14 protein-coding genes are annotated in these 14,140 nt (G+C 55.3%); all 14 read right to left on the bottom strand.

From position 1 onward, the window contains the following. Positions 1-495: 495 nt before the first annotated feature. A complete protein-coding gene (locus ACJ8IL_RS03320; protein WP_387441501.1) occupies positions 496-1,257 on the bottom strand; it encodes a DUF4225 domain-containing protein in 762 nt (253 codons plus the stop codon). Between the two features lie 61 nt (positions 1,258-1,318). Further along, the gene (locus tag ACJ8IL_RS03315; protein WP_197780466.1) at positions 1,319-1,693 is read right to left on the bottom strand and encodes a T6SS amidase immunity protein Tai4 family protein; all 375 of its coding nucleotides are present in this window, start codon (positions 1,691-1,693) and stop codon (positions 1,319-1,321) included. Continuing rightward, positions 1,671-2,495 carry a lysozyme inhibitor LprI family protein gene (locus ACJ8IL_RS03310; RefSeq protein WP_442516335.1) on the bottom strand — a complete coding sequence of 275 codons (825 nt, stop codon included), beginning with the start codon at positions 2,493-2,495 and terminating at the stop codon, positions 1,671-1,673. Before ACJ8IL_RS03310 ends, ACJ8IL_RS03315 begins: the two co-directional genes overlap by 23 nt. A gap of 132 nt (positions 2,496-2,627) precedes the next feature. Next, entirely contained in the window at positions 2,628-3,092 is a 465-nt protein-coding gene (locus ACJ8IL_RS03305) for a T6SS amidase immunity protein Tai4 family protein (RefSeq protein ID WP_442516334.1), read from the bottom strand. A gap of 157 nt (positions 3,093-3,249) precedes the next feature. Further along, a complete protein-coding gene (locus ACJ8IL_RS03300; protein WP_060433395.1) occupies positions 3,250-3,612 on the bottom strand; it encodes a T6SS amidase immunity protein Tai4 family protein in 363 nt (120 codons plus the stop codon). Then, complete coding sequence (locus tag ACJ8IL_RS03295; protein ID WP_071796739.1) at positions 3,609-4,094, bottom strand: type VI secretion system amidase effector protein Tae4; 486 nt, start codon at positions 4,092-4,094, stop codon at positions 3,609-3,611. Before ACJ8IL_RS03295 ends, ACJ8IL_RS03300 begins: the two co-directional genes overlap by 4 nt. A gap of 58 nt (positions 4,095-4,152) precedes the next feature. Beyond that, the gene (locus tag ACJ8IL_RS03290; RefSeq protein ID WP_038876771.1) at positions 4,153-4,635 is read right to left on the bottom strand and encodes an Hcp family type VI secretion system effector; all 483 of its coding nucleotides are present in this window, start codon (positions 4,633-4,635) and stop codon (positions 4,153-4,155) included. 251 nt (positions 4,636-4,886) lie between these two features. Next, positions 4,887-5,270, bottom strand: a complete 384-nt coding sequence (locus tag ACJ8IL_RS03285) for a Rap1a/Tai family immunity protein (RefSeq protein WP_025303292.1) — start codon at positions 5,268-5,270, stop codon at positions 4,887-4,889. A 67-nt stretch (positions 5,271-5,337) separates the two neighbouring features. Then, on the bottom strand, positions 5,338-6,843 hold the full coding sequence (gene tssC / locus ACJ8IL_RS03280; RefSeq protein WP_016927259.1) for a type VI secretion system contractile sheath large subunit: 1,506 nt from the start codon (positions 6,841-6,843) through the stop codon (positions 5,338-5,340). Positions 6,844-6,846: 3 nt separating this feature from the next. Next, positions 6,847-7,383 (bottom strand): type VI secretion system contractile sheath small subunit, encoded by a 537-nt coding sequence (gene tssB / locus ACJ8IL_RS03275; RefSeq protein WP_016927260.1) that lies wholly within the window; start codon positions 7,381-7,383, stop codon positions 6,847-6,849. Positions 7,384-7,503: 120 nt separating this feature from the next. Further along, complete coding sequence (gene tssA, locus ACJ8IL_RS03270) at positions 7,504-8,535, bottom strand: type VI secretion system protein TssA (RefSeq protein WP_049206021.1); 1,032 nt, start codon at positions 8,533-8,535, stop codon at positions 7,504-7,506. Between the two features lie 23 nt (positions 8,536-8,558). After that, the gene (gene tagF, locus ACJ8IL_RS03265) at positions 8,559-9,278 is read right to left on the bottom strand and encodes a type VI secretion system-associated protein TagF (RefSeq protein ID WP_049295867.1); all 720 of its coding nucleotides are present in this window, start codon (positions 9,276-9,278) and stop codon (positions 8,559-8,561) included. A gap of 18 nt (positions 9,279-9,296) precedes the next feature. Then, positions 9,297-12,932, bottom strand: coding sequence for a type VI secretion system membrane subunit TssM (gene tssM, locus ACJ8IL_RS03260; protein ID WP_442516333.1), 3,636 nt, complete (start codon positions 12,930-12,932; stop codon positions 9,297-9,299). After that, positions 12,932-14,134 (bottom strand): DotU family type VI secretion system protein, encoded by a 1,203-nt coding sequence (locus ACJ8IL_RS03255; RefSeq protein WP_049272050.1) that lies wholly within the window; start codon positions 14,132-14,134, stop codon positions 12,932-12,934. Before ACJ8IL_RS03255 ends, tssM begins: the two co-directional genes overlap by 1 nt. Between the last annotated feature and the right edge of the window lie 6 nt (positions 14,135-14,140).

The raw sequence follows: 14,140 nt of genomic DNA, 5'->3' as shown, positions 1-14,140 counted from the left end.
AGTGGAACTCAATAACGGGATGAATTCGACTTTATTTCTTTCCTAAGAGAGATCTTTGAACGTGAGTGACTAAATTTTTTTGGTTAACGCATTATATGGTCGAAAACTTCAATGTAATAACGTGAGGCTGTATGTGTCAGGTGATGCCTTTGCTATTGCTCTCATTATTCTTACCCTTTCTCTTGTAATAGAGATTAGTCGGTAGTTGAGACAAGTAAATTAGGGCGAAGATAATACTGGTGTACCATACCTCGTCATAATCTTGGAATTTTATATTGAGCATTGAATCCAGTATCTCAGAGCCATAGTTAAATATTAAACCTTGGGTGATGCTTGCAAATAAATTTACTATGGTAACTACTACAAAAAGAGAGTAAGACTTTTTATTGTTAACTTTTTGTTTTAGGTGATACAGCCCGATAAAAACTATGACTGACAGTAAAAAGTATAAAAATACAAATGAGTAAGAGTAGGTGGAAAGCGTGACGTCATCGCTCACTGTTTTGTTTCCTCATCGATTAATTTGTAAATTCCATAGCCGGTTATGGCATTGGAAAAAACCTCTGTGCCTAATGGAACCGTGCCAAGATTTTTCCATCCAATAATATAATCGCTATTTATGTGTTTAAACAACCGCCACGAGTCTGGTCTTAATGACTTGCTAAATATACCGTACCCAGATAGTGAGATGTCAACGGAACTATAAACGATGTCAGCTTCATTTTTATTATAGCCTAGATGGTTAGCCGTGTAGTGGTATGCCTCTCTTATACTGCCAACCTTATCTTTTCTGAAAAGTAAATAATAGCCACTTTCGTAAACATTATTTGCTCCTTGGGCCATTAACGGTACGCCAACGCCCCCGCAGGCCATGCCTGCAGAAAGTGCACAGGTTCCGATTCCGGCAAATATCTGAGAGCCGCCACTGACAAAACCAACTTGTTTCATCACCAGATTTGAAAATCTTTCTCTTTTTTCTTTTTTTATTGCGATAAAGAGCTTGGCTTTACCTGTATTAATGTTGAATTCTTGTTGTTTGAGGTTGTTGATTTCCTCTTCAATTATACTGATTGCCCCAGAGTAGGATGTGCAGTATATACTGATATCCCTTTTTGCAAACTGAATAAGTTGGTCTATTTCCAGTGAGAAATTAGCTCTTGATTCGTTGGTGTATAGATACTGTCGTGAAAACGTTCTTGATAGTTTTTTGAGTTCATCGATAGATCTATCCAGATCTGCTTTTGTTTTGTATTGCATAAGGATTCCTTTCCTATTCTTTATACCAATATTTACTCTGTGAAGGGATACGGATTTACTCTCAACTGTCGTCTTTCCCTTGGTATTTCTTGATGATGGCTTGCAGCTCTTGGCTATGTACAAGATCGATGCACTTGGCCATCGTCATCGGCTCCCCAGACATACTGTCATAGGGCTTTGCCAGAAATTCTTTTGCCAGCGTCCTGACAGCGGTATGCGCTTCCAGAGAATAATCGCCGAACTCCATGTAACCCCGAGCGGCGGCGGCGGCATCGTTTTTGACTTCTTTTGCTGAGTACCCCTCGGCGATACAAACGCTAAGCGCGTAGTTTTTGAGGTACTCGGCAGAGGAGTACTTTCCGTTGGCGGAAACTTCAGTATTCAATACCGCCAACGTGAGTAGGAATACAGTTTTAATCGTATGATGTGAGTTCATCGATTCGTTTTTGCATGGTATCGGCCAGGCAGTCTTTGTCATCACGGCATTTATCCCTTTGCAGTAACCAAGATTTTTGCGTGCTGTTTAAAGTGGCTGCCAGCTTTTTATCTCCTGCATCGGTCGCCTGCTTTTTTGCCAACAGCCAAGCTTGGGAAACGCTTTTGTCATAGGCGGATAAATTGAAATCTGAGCAGATAGTTTTTTCAACAATACTTTTAGATTTAGCGCAGTCGAAAGACGCTGCAGGTTTAGGAGCTTTCGGTAACCGTTCTAATTGCAGTAGCGAGCCATCGTACCAATTAACCAGCATTTTTTGTGGATTGAGAGCAGCAAAACTGGAGCCTACACCATTATCGGATGGGCCGAATGATCCGGAGTGACACGCGATCTTGAAAAGAGAGACTTCTGCTTGGCCGTTTTCTTTCAATGAATAGTTTTTAGCCGAGATGCTTTTATCTCCGCCCATCGACTTGCCGATGAATTGATTTAGCGTGCTTCTCTCAATACTTAAGGTTGGCGCTGTGCAGACGTCTTTTTCCGGCAGATTGTTTTCTATTGATTTAGTGGAAATAGTGATTACCCTTCCTAGTAATCGAGGGTCGTTGAGTTGATAGTTAAGTGTGCGGGTAGTCTCATTGTCTATGTTGACCTGAGTTACTTGCCATAAGCCATCAATAGTTGATGATGTTGGGACATTAACGTTTTTTTCTGCTGCACATACTGTGAGTGGTAACAATACGCTACTGATTAAAAATGCAGATAATTTCATCATGGCGAAACCCTTAGCGATAGTTTCCATTTAAATAGAGCTTGGCTTGATAATTTCTTCTTTATTAGCTGCCATTTTTTTTGCCTGAAGCATTGGTGAGCTTTAGTGATATTTAAATTTTATCAGTACGCAATATTATGTCGACTATATGTAGCGTTTCTCTTACTTTTTATCGCCCAAAGGGGCATCATTGACTCTGTCAGGATTGTCTTTCACCCAATTATCATTAGGGCACTGTATATAGTCTTTCGCGAGTTTGTCAAGATTTTCACTATGGTACATATCCATGCACTTCATTAAGTCTAAGCGGCTTTTTCCGTCCTTAGCATTGTAATTCTTTTGCAAGTACTGCTTTGTCAGTGCAATGATAGGGGACTCTTCATCACGAATTGCATAGTATGACCAAGCATCGATTCCATTCGATGAGGCAATTGCATCTTTGCTGGCTTCTGGTGATGTCTTATAAGCGACGGAAATGCAGTAGGTTAGAGCAATATCCTTGTAGTTTTGCAAATAGCTTCTGTATGCCGCTTGCGGCGGCCAATTTTCAATCGACTCTTTTTGATTTTTCTGCGCTATAGCACAAGTGGCATATAGACAAAAAAAGGAGATAAGGATTTTTTTCATCTCAACACTCCAAAATCCGTATGGTTTGTGCAGAGTAATACATAACCAGCGCATGAGTATCACAATGCTTGATGGCTAATACCCAGTGAAAATAATTAATAGAACTCTAATTTGCTTGAGCTGATGGTTTTTATAAAATTGCAATCTACAATGTTAATTATTGCTTTGAGTAACGTTCGAAGATGGCTTTAGCCTCACTGGAACTCTGCAGCGAAAGGCAATCTAAAGTATGATAACTTCCTTTAACTGAGCCTTGACTATTTTTATTTGCGTACTGTTCAGCCAGTTTTTCGCCTTGTTCGAATGCATCCATGGGGAGTTTACTGAATTCTAAATAGGCGGAAGCGGAACGGAAGGCATCTTGCTTGGTTTTTTCTGAGTCAGTAGACTTCCCAATACAGCGGCTAATCAGCCAATTTTCATAAATTTCGCTTTGAGGTAAGTTTTCTATTTTTATATCTTCCGCCAGCAACATAGGAGAAACGAGAAGAAGAGCAAGGGCGATGTGGGTAGTCTTCATTTTAATATCCAAAGTGATGCGACTTCAGGAACAAAAGATCCATTCTCAGGATCCCCCATGAAATGACAAGAGTCAGAGCAAATGTCACCGTTCCATAATGTGACATGCCCTCTGGCATTTCGCCAGCCATTTCCTTGTATAACCATTATCCCTTTTTTACCTGAAAATTTAGCTGGGGTAGGGGATTTCACCGTGATATCAGGCTTGCCGAAGTTCTTTTCTAAAAAGAGAATCATATCGTTAACACGATAAAGATACCATTTTTTATCTTTACCAGACACAGTCGCATAACCGGAGTTAGAGGGAATTGGTATGCCTGTATAGTTGAGTACATAACTCATTCGTATAGGACAAGCATTTTCAAAAATACCGTTTTCAATATTGCTTTCTACTTTTCCACCAATCAATGCACCCACTTTTTTTACATTGATATTGACTTCAGAAAAACGAATCCATGCGGGCCCAAATAGAGGTTTTTTCATCCTGACTCTCCATTGTATCCATGTTATGAACCCCCGGCCGTAGCCGGGGGCAGACAAATTAAGCTTCGCGGTTTTCCTTGATGTTCCAACCTGCGCTGCTTTCGGCGCCTTTGCCGCCTTTGTCGCTCTGCTCCCAGTATTGCTGTTTCACTTTCGCCGCCTGGAAGGAGTAGGTGACGCCCACGGTATCTTCGCCGCCTGCACCGGTGTACTGCACGGCGGTGACCAGCACGTCTTCCAGGGTGATTTTTGCGTATTCAACCTGGCTACCACCCGCCTTACAAACCGACAGCTCAATCTTGGTCAGGTGTTTGCCGCTTGAGCAGTGTTTCAGCAAGGCCGGGGTTGACTTGTCGATCAGCGCGTTGACGTGCAGATCGTTGAAGCACACTTTGCCGGCGCCACCGCCGCCGCCAACGCCCATATTGCCCGGTTGAGAAGCGCCCCAGGAGAAAGAAGTAATGTCGGTCCAGCCTTTGTGATTCGAATCTTTGGATTCGCCGCTGGCACCTTCAACTTTCAGGAACATATCAATAGCCATAGTTTCTTCACTCTTTATTAAGGGTTAACAGTAGTATTAACGTTACGTTGAAAAACTCAGGTAATAGCAGCAGGAATTGCAAGTGTGGTAATGCATTACCAATTTATATCCTTGTGCCATGCACCTTCTTAAATACCGAAAACTATCGGTACGGGTTACCGAGCCACTATTAAGTGCTAATGGCTCAATGCTTAATTATTTCGCGTTGTCTTGGTCCATGTGCGTTCTGGGTTGCTGACGATATAAAGGTTTCATGCTTTGCCTCCTTTGCAGGGGAAGCGAGTCGCCAGAGCCTCTTCAATCAGGGGGGCAGCCCTTTCGTGCAGGCGCGCAGCGGGAAGTTTATTAAAGAATTCGAACACAAACTCCTGCAGAGTGACGGTTTGTAGCTGGCTGTATTGGCACCAGCTTTTTCCTTCCGTCGCGTCCAGCACGCCCAGCAAATAAATCCGCGCTTTCTCTTTTTCCTGTTTATCTGCACTGCGATAGAAACGGAAAAAGTCGCTGCCTGGCAGATTGACATCATCGGACGTCAAATGCGCTATCGATGTCTGCTCTGCGAAAGCTGGCGGCGCGGCGGAGAGCGAGCAGACGACTGCCAACAGCGATGCCAGATAAAACCGTTTTGTCTTCATCTTTCTTTCCCTGTGATGAGGTTAATGTATCAGCCAGGCCGCACTACCGCGGCCTGACTTCAGTCCATCAGGACGCGTCGTTTTGCTTCAGCGAAGGCAGCTTCGACACCAGGCGCAGGGAGACGGTCAGGCCTTCCAGCTGGTAGTGCGGGCGCAGGAAGAACTTGGCGCTGTAATAGCCCGGGTTGTCTTCGATCTCTTCCACCTGCACTTCCGCCGCGGCCAGCGGTTTGCGCGACTTGGTTTCCTGCGAGGAGTTGGCCGGATCGCCGTCCACGTAGTTCATGATCCAGTCGTTCAGCCAGCGCTCCATGTCATCGCGCTCGCGGAAGGAACCAATTTTGTCGCGCACGATGCACTTCAGGTAATGCGCGAAGCGACAGCAGGCGAACAGGTACGGCAGGCGCGCGGAAAGCTGGGCGTTGGCGGAGGCGTCGGCGTCGTAGTATTCCGCCGGCTTCTGCAGCGACTGCGCGCCGATAAAGGCGGCAAAGTCGGAGTTTTTGCGGTGCACCAGCGGCATAAAGCCGTTTTTGGCCAGCTCGGCTTCACGGCGGTCGCTGATGGCGATCTCGGTCGGGCACTTCATGTCCACGCCGCCGTCGTCGCTCGGGAAGGTGTGGCACGGCAGGTTTTCCACCGCACCGCCGGATTCCACCCCGCGAATGGCGGTGCACCAGCCGAACTCTTTGAACGAACGGTTGATGTTGGCGGCCATGGCGTAGGCGGCGTTGGTCCAGGTGTAATTGCCGTGGGTCGCGCCGTCGGTGTCTTCTTCGAAGTCAAACTCGTCTACCGGGTTGGTGCGGATGCCATACGGCAGGCGCGCCAGGAAGCGCGGCATCACCAGCCCCAGGTAGCGCGCGTCTTCCGATTCGCGCAGGCTGCGCCAGGCGGCGTACTCGGTGTTCTGGAAAATCTTGGTCAGATCGCGCGGGTTGGAGAGCTCCTGCCAGGACTCCATCTGCATCACGCTCGGCGCGGTGCCGGCGATGAACGGGCAGTGCGAGGCGGCGCCGATCTTGGCCATTTCGCCCAGCAGCTCCACGTCCTGCGGGCTGTGATCGAAGTAGTAGTCGCCCACCAGGCAGCCGAACGGTTCGCCGCCGAACTGGCCATACTCTTCTTCGTAGACTTTCTTGAAGATCGGGCTCTGGTCCCAACCCACGCCTTTATAGCGCTTCAGCGTGCGGCCCAGCTCCTGCTTGGAAATGCTCATGAAGCGGATCTTCAGCATCTCGTCGGTTTCGGAGTTGTTGACCAGATAATGCAGGCCGTGCCAGGCGCCTTCCAGCTTCTGGAAGTCGTCGTGGTGAATGATCTGGTTGATCTGCTGCGACAGCTTTTCGTCGATTTCCGCGATCAGCGCCTGGATGGTGCGATAGGCGTCGGAAGAAACGGTGACGGTGTTTTCCAGCGCCTGCTGCGCCAGGGTTTTCACCGCGTTCTCGACCGCTTCTTTGGCCTGATCGGTCTTCGGCCGGAACTCTTTGTTCAGCAGCGCGCTGAACTCATCGCTGGAAAAAGTCTCGGTGGTTTGCAACGCATTCTGTTGCTGAGGCGAGTTGCTCATCGATTAATCCTCACGCTCGTTGTTGTCGTCGTTAACCGCCGGCTTCGGCGCGTCGGTCAGGGATTGCAGCAGCGCCGGGTTTTGCAGGATCTTGGAGATCAGCTCTTCGGCGCCGTTCTTGCCGTCCATGTAGGACAGCAGGTTGGAAAGCTGGGTGCGGGCGTCCAGCAGATTGTCCAGCGCATCGACCTTGCGGGCGATAGCGGCGGGGGAGAAGTCTTCCATGCTTTCGAAGGTCAGATCGATGTTCAGCTTGCCTTCGCCGGTCAGGGTGTTGTCGACCTGGTAAGCGACGCGCGGCTTCAGCGATTTCATACGCTCGTCGAAGTTGTCGACGTCGATTTCCATGAATTTGCGCTCTTCCACGCTGGCTTGCGGATCGACCGCTTTCCCCACCAGATCCGCCATCACGCCCATCACGAACGGCAGCTGGATTTTGCGCTCTGCGCCATAAATTTCGACATCGTATTCAATCTGTACGCGCGGCGCGCGGTTGCGGGCGATGAATTTCTGCCCGCTGCGGGATTTCGAGTTTGACATGATTTACTCCATCTAATGGCGATTGGGAACGCGCCTCGTCCGGCTGGGAGAGTCAGGTTCTGATTCGGGTCTGCGCAGGGCAGACGGTATCGGATGCGTCAAGAGAACAAAGGTCGGCGGCTAGCTGTTCTCCTCGTTGTCGGGGCGACCGAGAATGGTCTCCAGTTGGTTAAGCCCATCGGGCGCCAAATCGCGGACGATTTGCATAAAGTCCAGCGTAATCAGTCGCTGGACTCGATCGATCATCAGTGGCGCCGGGTGGCTCGGTTCATGAAGACGAAAATAGTTTTTCACCTTGTCCAGCATTAACTGGGCGTCGTCGCGCGACTGGATCTGCGCGCTGCGCCAGTTGAGTGGAGCGGTGGCGCTCTGTACGGCGGCCGGTTGCTGCATGGCAGCCGCTTCAGGCGTCGCGTCTGGTTCGTCGGCGGCCGGGGCATCGCTCTGGCCGGCGAGCGCCACCAGAGAAAACACCTTGGTCAGCGCGCTCATTTCCGGCAGCGCGCTTTCCCCCAGATGGCGGGTCACTTCGCTGCGAATGGCGCTCAGGGTGTTGGCGATGCGCGTCACCAGGGCGCCTTCGGGGCGATCCTGCTGCGCCAGTTCATCCTGCAGCCGCGCACGGCCGCCGGGAAAGTTGGGGCACTCCTGTTTGCTGCCGTCGAGCAGGGCACCGGCATCGCGCAGCGAGATTTCTCCGGCGGCGCTTTTCAGCAGCGGCGCGGCGCGTACGCTGGCGGCCAGCGCCGCTTTGTCGCCAAGGTCGGCCAGCGCGTTGATGCGAAACAGCGGATCGGCTTCTCCATCGAACTCCAGCGGCGGCTGCAGGGTGTTCCAGTAACGGGTCATCGACTGGTGGACCAGCGTCAGCCCGTCGGCGTAGCCCGGCAACCCGCGCAGCTGGGTCCAGGCGCGGGTGAGATACAGCATGACGCGCAGGTCTTTGGTGCGCGTTAGCAGCGAGGTCGCGAGGCGCTCGACCTGCACCCAATCCGGCGCTTCTTCCGGAATGATGGTGCTGCCGAACTGTTGTTCGGCCTTGCCGGTGGCGGCTTGTTCCATCGCCAGAAAGTCGGCGTCGTATTCCAGGTTGTCGCCGCAGGGATTGTCCGCGTCAACCGGGGCCAGCAGGGTATCGGTATCGATAGCCATAGAATTTCCTTCAACGAACGATGTTAATCAAACATTTGCGGGTACTGGCCGCCGCGGCCGGGGCGCGCCCAGCCGTTGGGTTCGAACAGCAGTGAAAACAGCTGCACGGTGAGGTTGCCGCTGTGCACGTGGGTGTAGAGCGGATGTCCGTCGGCCTGATTGGTCCACCAGAAGCTGGTGTACTGCGCCGGATCGAAGCAGTCGGCGGCCTGTTGCCAGCCGAGGCCCGGTACGTCCGGATGCTGGAAACCGATAATCGACAATATCTCGGAATCCGCTTCCGCGGGTGGGCTGGGCAGCGCCGGGATCGCCTGCAACGTGCGGTCGATCTGCTCGACGGAGAAACCGTTGCGCACGCCGTTCAGCAGGGTATGGCCGAGCTGTTGATACCAGCTCGCCGCCATGTTCAGCTGTTGCGGGCGCCATTCTTGCAGGCTGAACAGGCGCAGTGCGCAGATGGGGTAGCGCCGCCCGACGCGATCGCGCGCCGGCAACAGGCAACCCATCTGCACGTACGGGCTGCCGAGCGTGGCGGGGATCACGAAGTTCCACACCGGTGCGTTGCTGAACGGGTGGCCGTTCGGCCCCTGTGCATCGCGCTGTAAATTCACCAGCCCGTTATGGAACCAGTGGGCCCAGTTGTTGACCACCGGGTCAGGCAAACGGCGTTGCAGGAAGTCACCGGCGGAAGGAAGTTTGCCGTACCAGCCGATGCTCGTCGGGGCGCTTGAATCAGTGCTCATGGTCATGTCCTTTCGGGGCTACGGGCACGAGAAGGCCGGCAGTTGGAACGGATTGCGGATGCTGTTGGGCGTGAACTCCAGCGTGACGCGGTGGCCGTCGAGATTGAACGTCGCCTGGCGGCCGAGGCCGCCGGTGCCCGACGATTGCGCCATGTCGACCAGGCGATTCAGCGCCCATGGTCCGCTGGTCACCAGGCTGGCGGTGGTGCCGTTGGCCAGCGCCAGCTGCAGATGCACCTGGTTGGTATTGCGGGTGCCCGGCCAACTGACCACCAGCGGTACCTGTGGGCCGTGGCTGTATTTGAACAGCTGCCCGTCGATATCCAGCGTCAGGTTGAGGATGTCGTTATCCATCCGCACCGGCCGCACGGTCACGCGGTAGGAGGGCGTCGCCGTGCCGTTGGCGAAAAAGGCGTCGCGGATGCGCTGCGCCTGCTGGAACGACCGCAGGATGCCTTCGCCGCCGGGCAGCGTCTTGCCGTCCACGCCGGGCGTGAAACGCCAGTTGGCGCGGGTGGTATCGACCTTGCCCTGCAGATTGTCGCGGAAGAAGCTGTCCATCAGCCCGCTGTTCGGCGCGAACATGCGCGCCAGATCGTCCGGCGTCACTTCCTGCCGCGCCCGGGCCACCAGCGGATAACGGCCGGCGATCGCCTGGCGGCAGAAGCTACCGACCTCGAAGCTGATGCGCTTTTTCACGTTCTCCATCTCTTTGCGCTGGGTATCGCTGCTGGCGCCGATCGCCAGCGACAGCAGCATCTGTTTGAACGGCACCGGCAAGCGGCCGGATTCGGCCTGCAGACGCGGGATAATGTCGCTCGGCGGCGCCGACATGCCGCTGTTGGCCGCGCCCTGCACCGCCGTCAGGTAACTGTACAGTTCATCGACCTGTTTCAGCACGCTGTCAAAAGGGATCGCCTTATTGCCTTCGCCCTGGCTTTGCGCCAGCTCAAGCAGCGGCGCGAAGTGCGCCATCACCAGCTGTTCCGGCTGGGCCGACACGTCGCCGTCGGCGTTGGCCGGCCGGTTGGTGAACAGCGCCTCCAGCGTGCGGTTGGCGTTTTGATTCAGTTTGTCTTCGGTTTTGGCCAGCAGCGAGCGGGAATCGGCGTCGCTTTTCTCGTCGCGCAGGGTGACGTTTTTGCTGACGTTGACCAGCAGATTGCGCATTGGCGACGGGTTGCCGGACAGCAGGCGCGCGCTGCTGATGCGCTGGGTCAGGTTGCCGATGTTGGCCAGTTGGATATCCCCCAGCAGCTCATCCCAGGCGCTGATGAAATCTTGCATGTACAGCTGGCGGATGGTCTTGGTCAGATCGGCGCTTTTCTGCTCCGGCGTCTGGCTGTTCAACACCCAGACGTCTTCCTTGCGCAAGGTGTCGGTCACCGGGTCGATGTTGTCGTTGAACGCTTTCCAGTACCCTTGTGAGGTGAACAGGCCCGGTACGCCGTCGGTGACCGGTTTGCCGCTTTTGCGGCTGAACGCCAGTTCGGTCTGCGGGCCGGCCAAATCGACCAGGCTGACCGGCTTGATGTCGGTCTGTTTCAGCAGCAGGCGCTTGAGGCGGCCATAGACGCGCTGCGACAGCGGCGCCCGATTGAGTGCGGCCTGCGCCTGCGCCACCAGCTGTTCGTCTTTGGCGTAAGGCGAGGCCTGGATCTGCGCATCCAGCAGTTGGCTGAGGTGCCATTCGATCTGCTGCAGCTGTTTCTGCGTGCTGCCCTGCGGCAGGTTGCGTTGCAGGTTGAGCATCACCCAGGCGCGCAGGAATTTACCGTCGTACTGCTTTGGCAGATACAGCATCTGATAGGCCTTCAGCGCTTCGTAGCTGAAGTCCGCGTCGCCGTGGTTGTCGTTGCGCAGCGTGGTGGCGATCTGTTGCGCCACCTGCGGCAGCAGCAGCTCTTTCAGCGCTTTTTGGTACAACGCATTGCCGGCGTCGCCCACCTGATCGCCGCGGAACAGCCCCATGCGGTAGGTGAACGGCGGATCGTCCAGCGAAAAGTTCTGGCTGTCCGGCAGATGCAGCAGGCTGTTGAGGAACGGCAGCAGCGAGAACATGTCGCCGTTGCCCAACTGGGTCAGGCTTTGCCCCTGTCGCTCGACGCCGGGCACCTTGGCGGCCACTTCCGCCAGATAGGCCTTGTTGTTGCCGTAGCTGGTGAACCACAACATCGCCAGCACCGCCAGGATCACCGCCAGCGCGATGTACCCTGCCCAGTGCAGGGCGCGGTTGCGGTATTCCCACCAGCGGTTGCTGCCCGCCAGCCCGGACTCCTGGAAGACCACCGATTCCAGCGTCTCTTTCAGGAAGAAGCTCTGGCCTTTGGCTGCCGGGATCGGCGTTTCCTGCCCCACGCTGTCCCAGGCCGCGTTGGCCTGCACCCCTGAGTTGGCCGTCGGCAGCTGCAGGTAGCGGTTCAGTTCGCCCATCACCCGGTCAAACGGCAGACCTTCCTGCGTGCCGCTGGTGAAATAGATGCCGCGCGGGGTAAAGCGGGTTTCAAAACTGGAGGTGGCGAACACCTGTTCCAGATATTGGCCGAGCAGCGGGCGCAGCGCGGCGAACTCCTGCGGGAACAGGTAGCTTTCGGCGCGTTGGCGCGCGTCGTGCTCCATCAGCAGCGTATCCGGCAGCGCCGCATCCAGCCGTTGTTGCAGCAGGGCGTATTGTTGTTCGAAGGCGGCGTTCAGGTTGAAGTCCGGCTGCCGTGAGCGCTCGTAAGGGAAGGTGAATCCCCAGATCTGGTCGCGCTGCGCTTTATCGAAGCTGCCGAAGTAGGCCATAAAGCCGTTGAGCAGGTCGGTTTTGGTCACCAGCACATAGACCGGGAAGTGAATGCCCAACTGTTCGTGCAGTTCAATCAGGCGTTTGCGCAGTGCGCTGGCCTGGGCGGCGCGTGCTTCGGCGCTGTCGCTCAGCAGATCGGCGACGCTGATGGTCACCATCACGCCGTTGATCGGCTGGCGGGTGCGGTATTTTTTCAGCAGCGCGACGAAGCTTTGCCATTCACCGGCGTCTTCTTCGCGCTGGCTTTCCTGGGTGGTGTAGCGGCCGGCGGTGTCGAGCAGCACGGCGTCGTTGGTAAACCACCAGTCGCAGTTGCGGGTGCCGCCCACGCCGCGCAGCGCGGCTTTGCCGAAGCGATCCGCCAGCGGGAAGTGCAGGCCGGAGTTGACCAGCGCGGTGGTTTTGCCGGCGCCGGGTGCGCCGATGATCACATACCACGGCAACTGGTACAGATATTGACGGCTGAAGCGGGTCATCCAGCGATGTTTACCGTCGCCCTGGCCCGGTGCGAAGCGCGCCTTTTTCAGCAGTTGCGCCGCTTCGTCGAAACGCTGCGCCAACTGATCGTCTTGTTTGACCTCGGGCTTGCCGTCTTCCGCCGGCACCGCTTCGGCGGCGCGCAGATTGCTCAGCAGGCGGCTGTTGAACCAGGCACTGTAGAGGCGCGGGATCAGGCGGCACAGGAACCAGATCAGGTAAATCACGCCGATGGCGATCTGGCGGTTGAGTTCCGGCTCCAGCGGGCGATAGTCGCCGATGGCCACCAGCGGGCCGATCGTCCAGATGATGAACGCCAGCGCGGTGATGCCGACAAAGCCCCACAGCAGGCGGCTGGTGATGATGGAGAATAACGTACTGAGCATTACTTTCCGGTTCCTTGCGGCAAGCCGTTGATTTCCGCCTGGGTATTTTCAGGGGCGACCAACAGCGTAATTTCTACCCGGCGGTTCAACGCGCGGTTCACTTTGTTATCGTTCGGCGCGACGGGGTTGCTCTCGCCGCGGCCCTCGGCCTTGACCCGCTGCGGGTTGGCGAGGTGTTTTTGCAAGCGGGCGCTGACCGCTTCGGCGCGCGCCAGCGACAGCTCCCAGTTGGAGGCGAAACGGGCGCTGCGGATCGGCACGTTGTCGCTGTAACCGGTGACCAGGATCTTGCCGCTGACGCCGTTCATGGCGGCGGCGATGCGGTCGATGACCGGAATATAGTTGGCGCGTACCGTGGTGGCGGCAGAGTCGAACAGCCCGTCGCCTTTGAGGATCACCACGCTTTGCTGCGCTTCGTCGCGCACCACCACCAACCCCTCGGCGATCTCTTTGCGCAGGAAACTTTTCAGGCTCAGCGTCGGCGGCGCAGCCGGCGCCGGGTTACCGATCGCCACCTGCGGCAGATTGGTTTGGTAAATCGCCGCCAGCACCGGGCTGGTGTTGTCGCCCAGTCGCCAGTTGAGGGCGATGAACAGCAGCGAAGCCAGGAAGCCGGTCAGCGCCACGCAGGCCCACAGCGGCACCAGCGGCCGCCACAGCTTCTGCTGTACCGGCAGATCCAGCGCATGAGGCGACAGCGGCGGGGCATAGCCGCCACGAACCGACCGGATCAGTTGCAGCAGGCGCTGCTTCATGGTTTCCAGCTGTGAGCGGCCGTTTTCCATCACCCGGTAGCGGCCTTCAAAGCCCAACAGCAGGCAATAATTGATCAGCTCCAGCAGGTTGATGTGCTCGCGCGGGCTTTGCGACAGCTTGGCCAGCAGCTGGAAAAACTTCTCGCCGCCCCAGGTTTCGTTATGGAAAGTCACCAGCAGCCCGCTGCCGGACCACACGCTGTTGCTGCCCCACGGGGTCAGCGCCGCCGCTTCATCCAGCGCGGTGCACAGACAATAACGCGCGCCGATGATCACCTCGTAAGGCAGGTTGGCGCGTTGGCCGCGGATCTCGAAGCGGCGCATTTCGTCAATCAGCTGTTGGCGCAGCTGCGCCGGGTTGGCGTGCGTGGCCGATTGGCGGATCTGCGAAATGGCGTTCAGCAGCGGGTTGGCGGCGTCTACCAGCGGGTTGGCCGCCGGCGCCATGCTATT

Source organism: Serratia sp. CY47444 (assembly GCF_052168635.1).
Lineage (GTDB): Bacteria > Pseudomonadota > Gammaproteobacteria > Enterobacterales > Enterobacteriaceae > Serratia > Serratia bockelmannii.
The sequence above is the reverse complement of the archived record's forward strand: the minus strand, read 5'-3'. Positions and strand labels throughout refer to the sequence as shown.

Coding starts and splice junctions, on each gene's coding strand:
- ACJ8IL_RS03320 (WP_387441501.1), bottom strand. CDS start 1,257: ATGCAATACAAAACAAAAGCAGATCTGGATAGATCTATCGATGAACTC.
- ACJ8IL_RS03315 (WP_197780466.1), bottom strand. CDS start 1,693: ATGAACTCACATCATACGATTAAAACTGTATTCCTACTCACGTTGGCG.
- ACJ8IL_RS03310 (WP_442516335.1), bottom strand. CDS start 2,495: ATGGAAACTATCGCTAAGGGTTTCGCCATGATGAAATTATCTGCATTT.
- ACJ8IL_RS03305 (WP_442516334.1), bottom strand. CDS start 3,092: ATGAAAAAAATCCTTATCTCCTTTTTTTGTCTATATGCCACTTGTGCT.
- ACJ8IL_RS03300 (WP_060433395.1), bottom strand. CDS start 3,612: ATGAAGACTACCCACATCGCCCTTGCTCTTCTTCTCGTTTCTCCTATG.
- ACJ8IL_RS03295 (WP_071796739.1), bottom strand. CDS start 4,094: ATGAAAAAACCTCTATTTGGGCCCGCATGGATTCGTTTTTCTGAAGTC.
- ACJ8IL_RS03290 (WP_038876771.1), bottom strand. CDS start 4,635: ATGGCTATTGATATGTTCCTGAAAGTTGAAGGTGCCAGCGGCGAATCC.
- ACJ8IL_RS03285 (WP_025303292.1), bottom strand. CDS start 5,270: ATGAAGACAAAACGGTTTTATCTGGCATCGCTGTTGGCAGTCGTCTGC.
- tssC (WP_016927259.1), bottom strand. CDS start 6,843: ATGAGCAACTCGCCTCAGCAACAGAATGCGTTGCAAACCACCGAGACT.
- tssB (WP_016927260.1), bottom strand. CDS start 7,383: ATGTCAAACTCGAAATCCCGCAGCGGGCAGAAATTCATCGCCCGCAAC.
- tssA (WP_049206021.1), bottom strand. CDS start 8,535: ATGGCTATCGATACCGATACCCTGCTGGCCCCGGTTGACGCGGACAAT.
- tagF (WP_049295867.1), bottom strand. CDS start 9,278: ATGAGCACTGATTCAAGCGCCCCGACGAGCATCGGCTGGTACGGCAAA.
- tssM (WP_442516333.1), bottom strand. CDS start 12,932: ATGCTCAGTACGTTATTCTCCATCATCACCAGCCGCCTGCTGTGGGGC.
- ACJ8IL_RS03255 (WP_049272050.1), bottom strand. CDS start 14,134: ATGGCGCCGGCGGCCAACCCGCTGGTAGACGCCGCCAACCCGCTGCTG.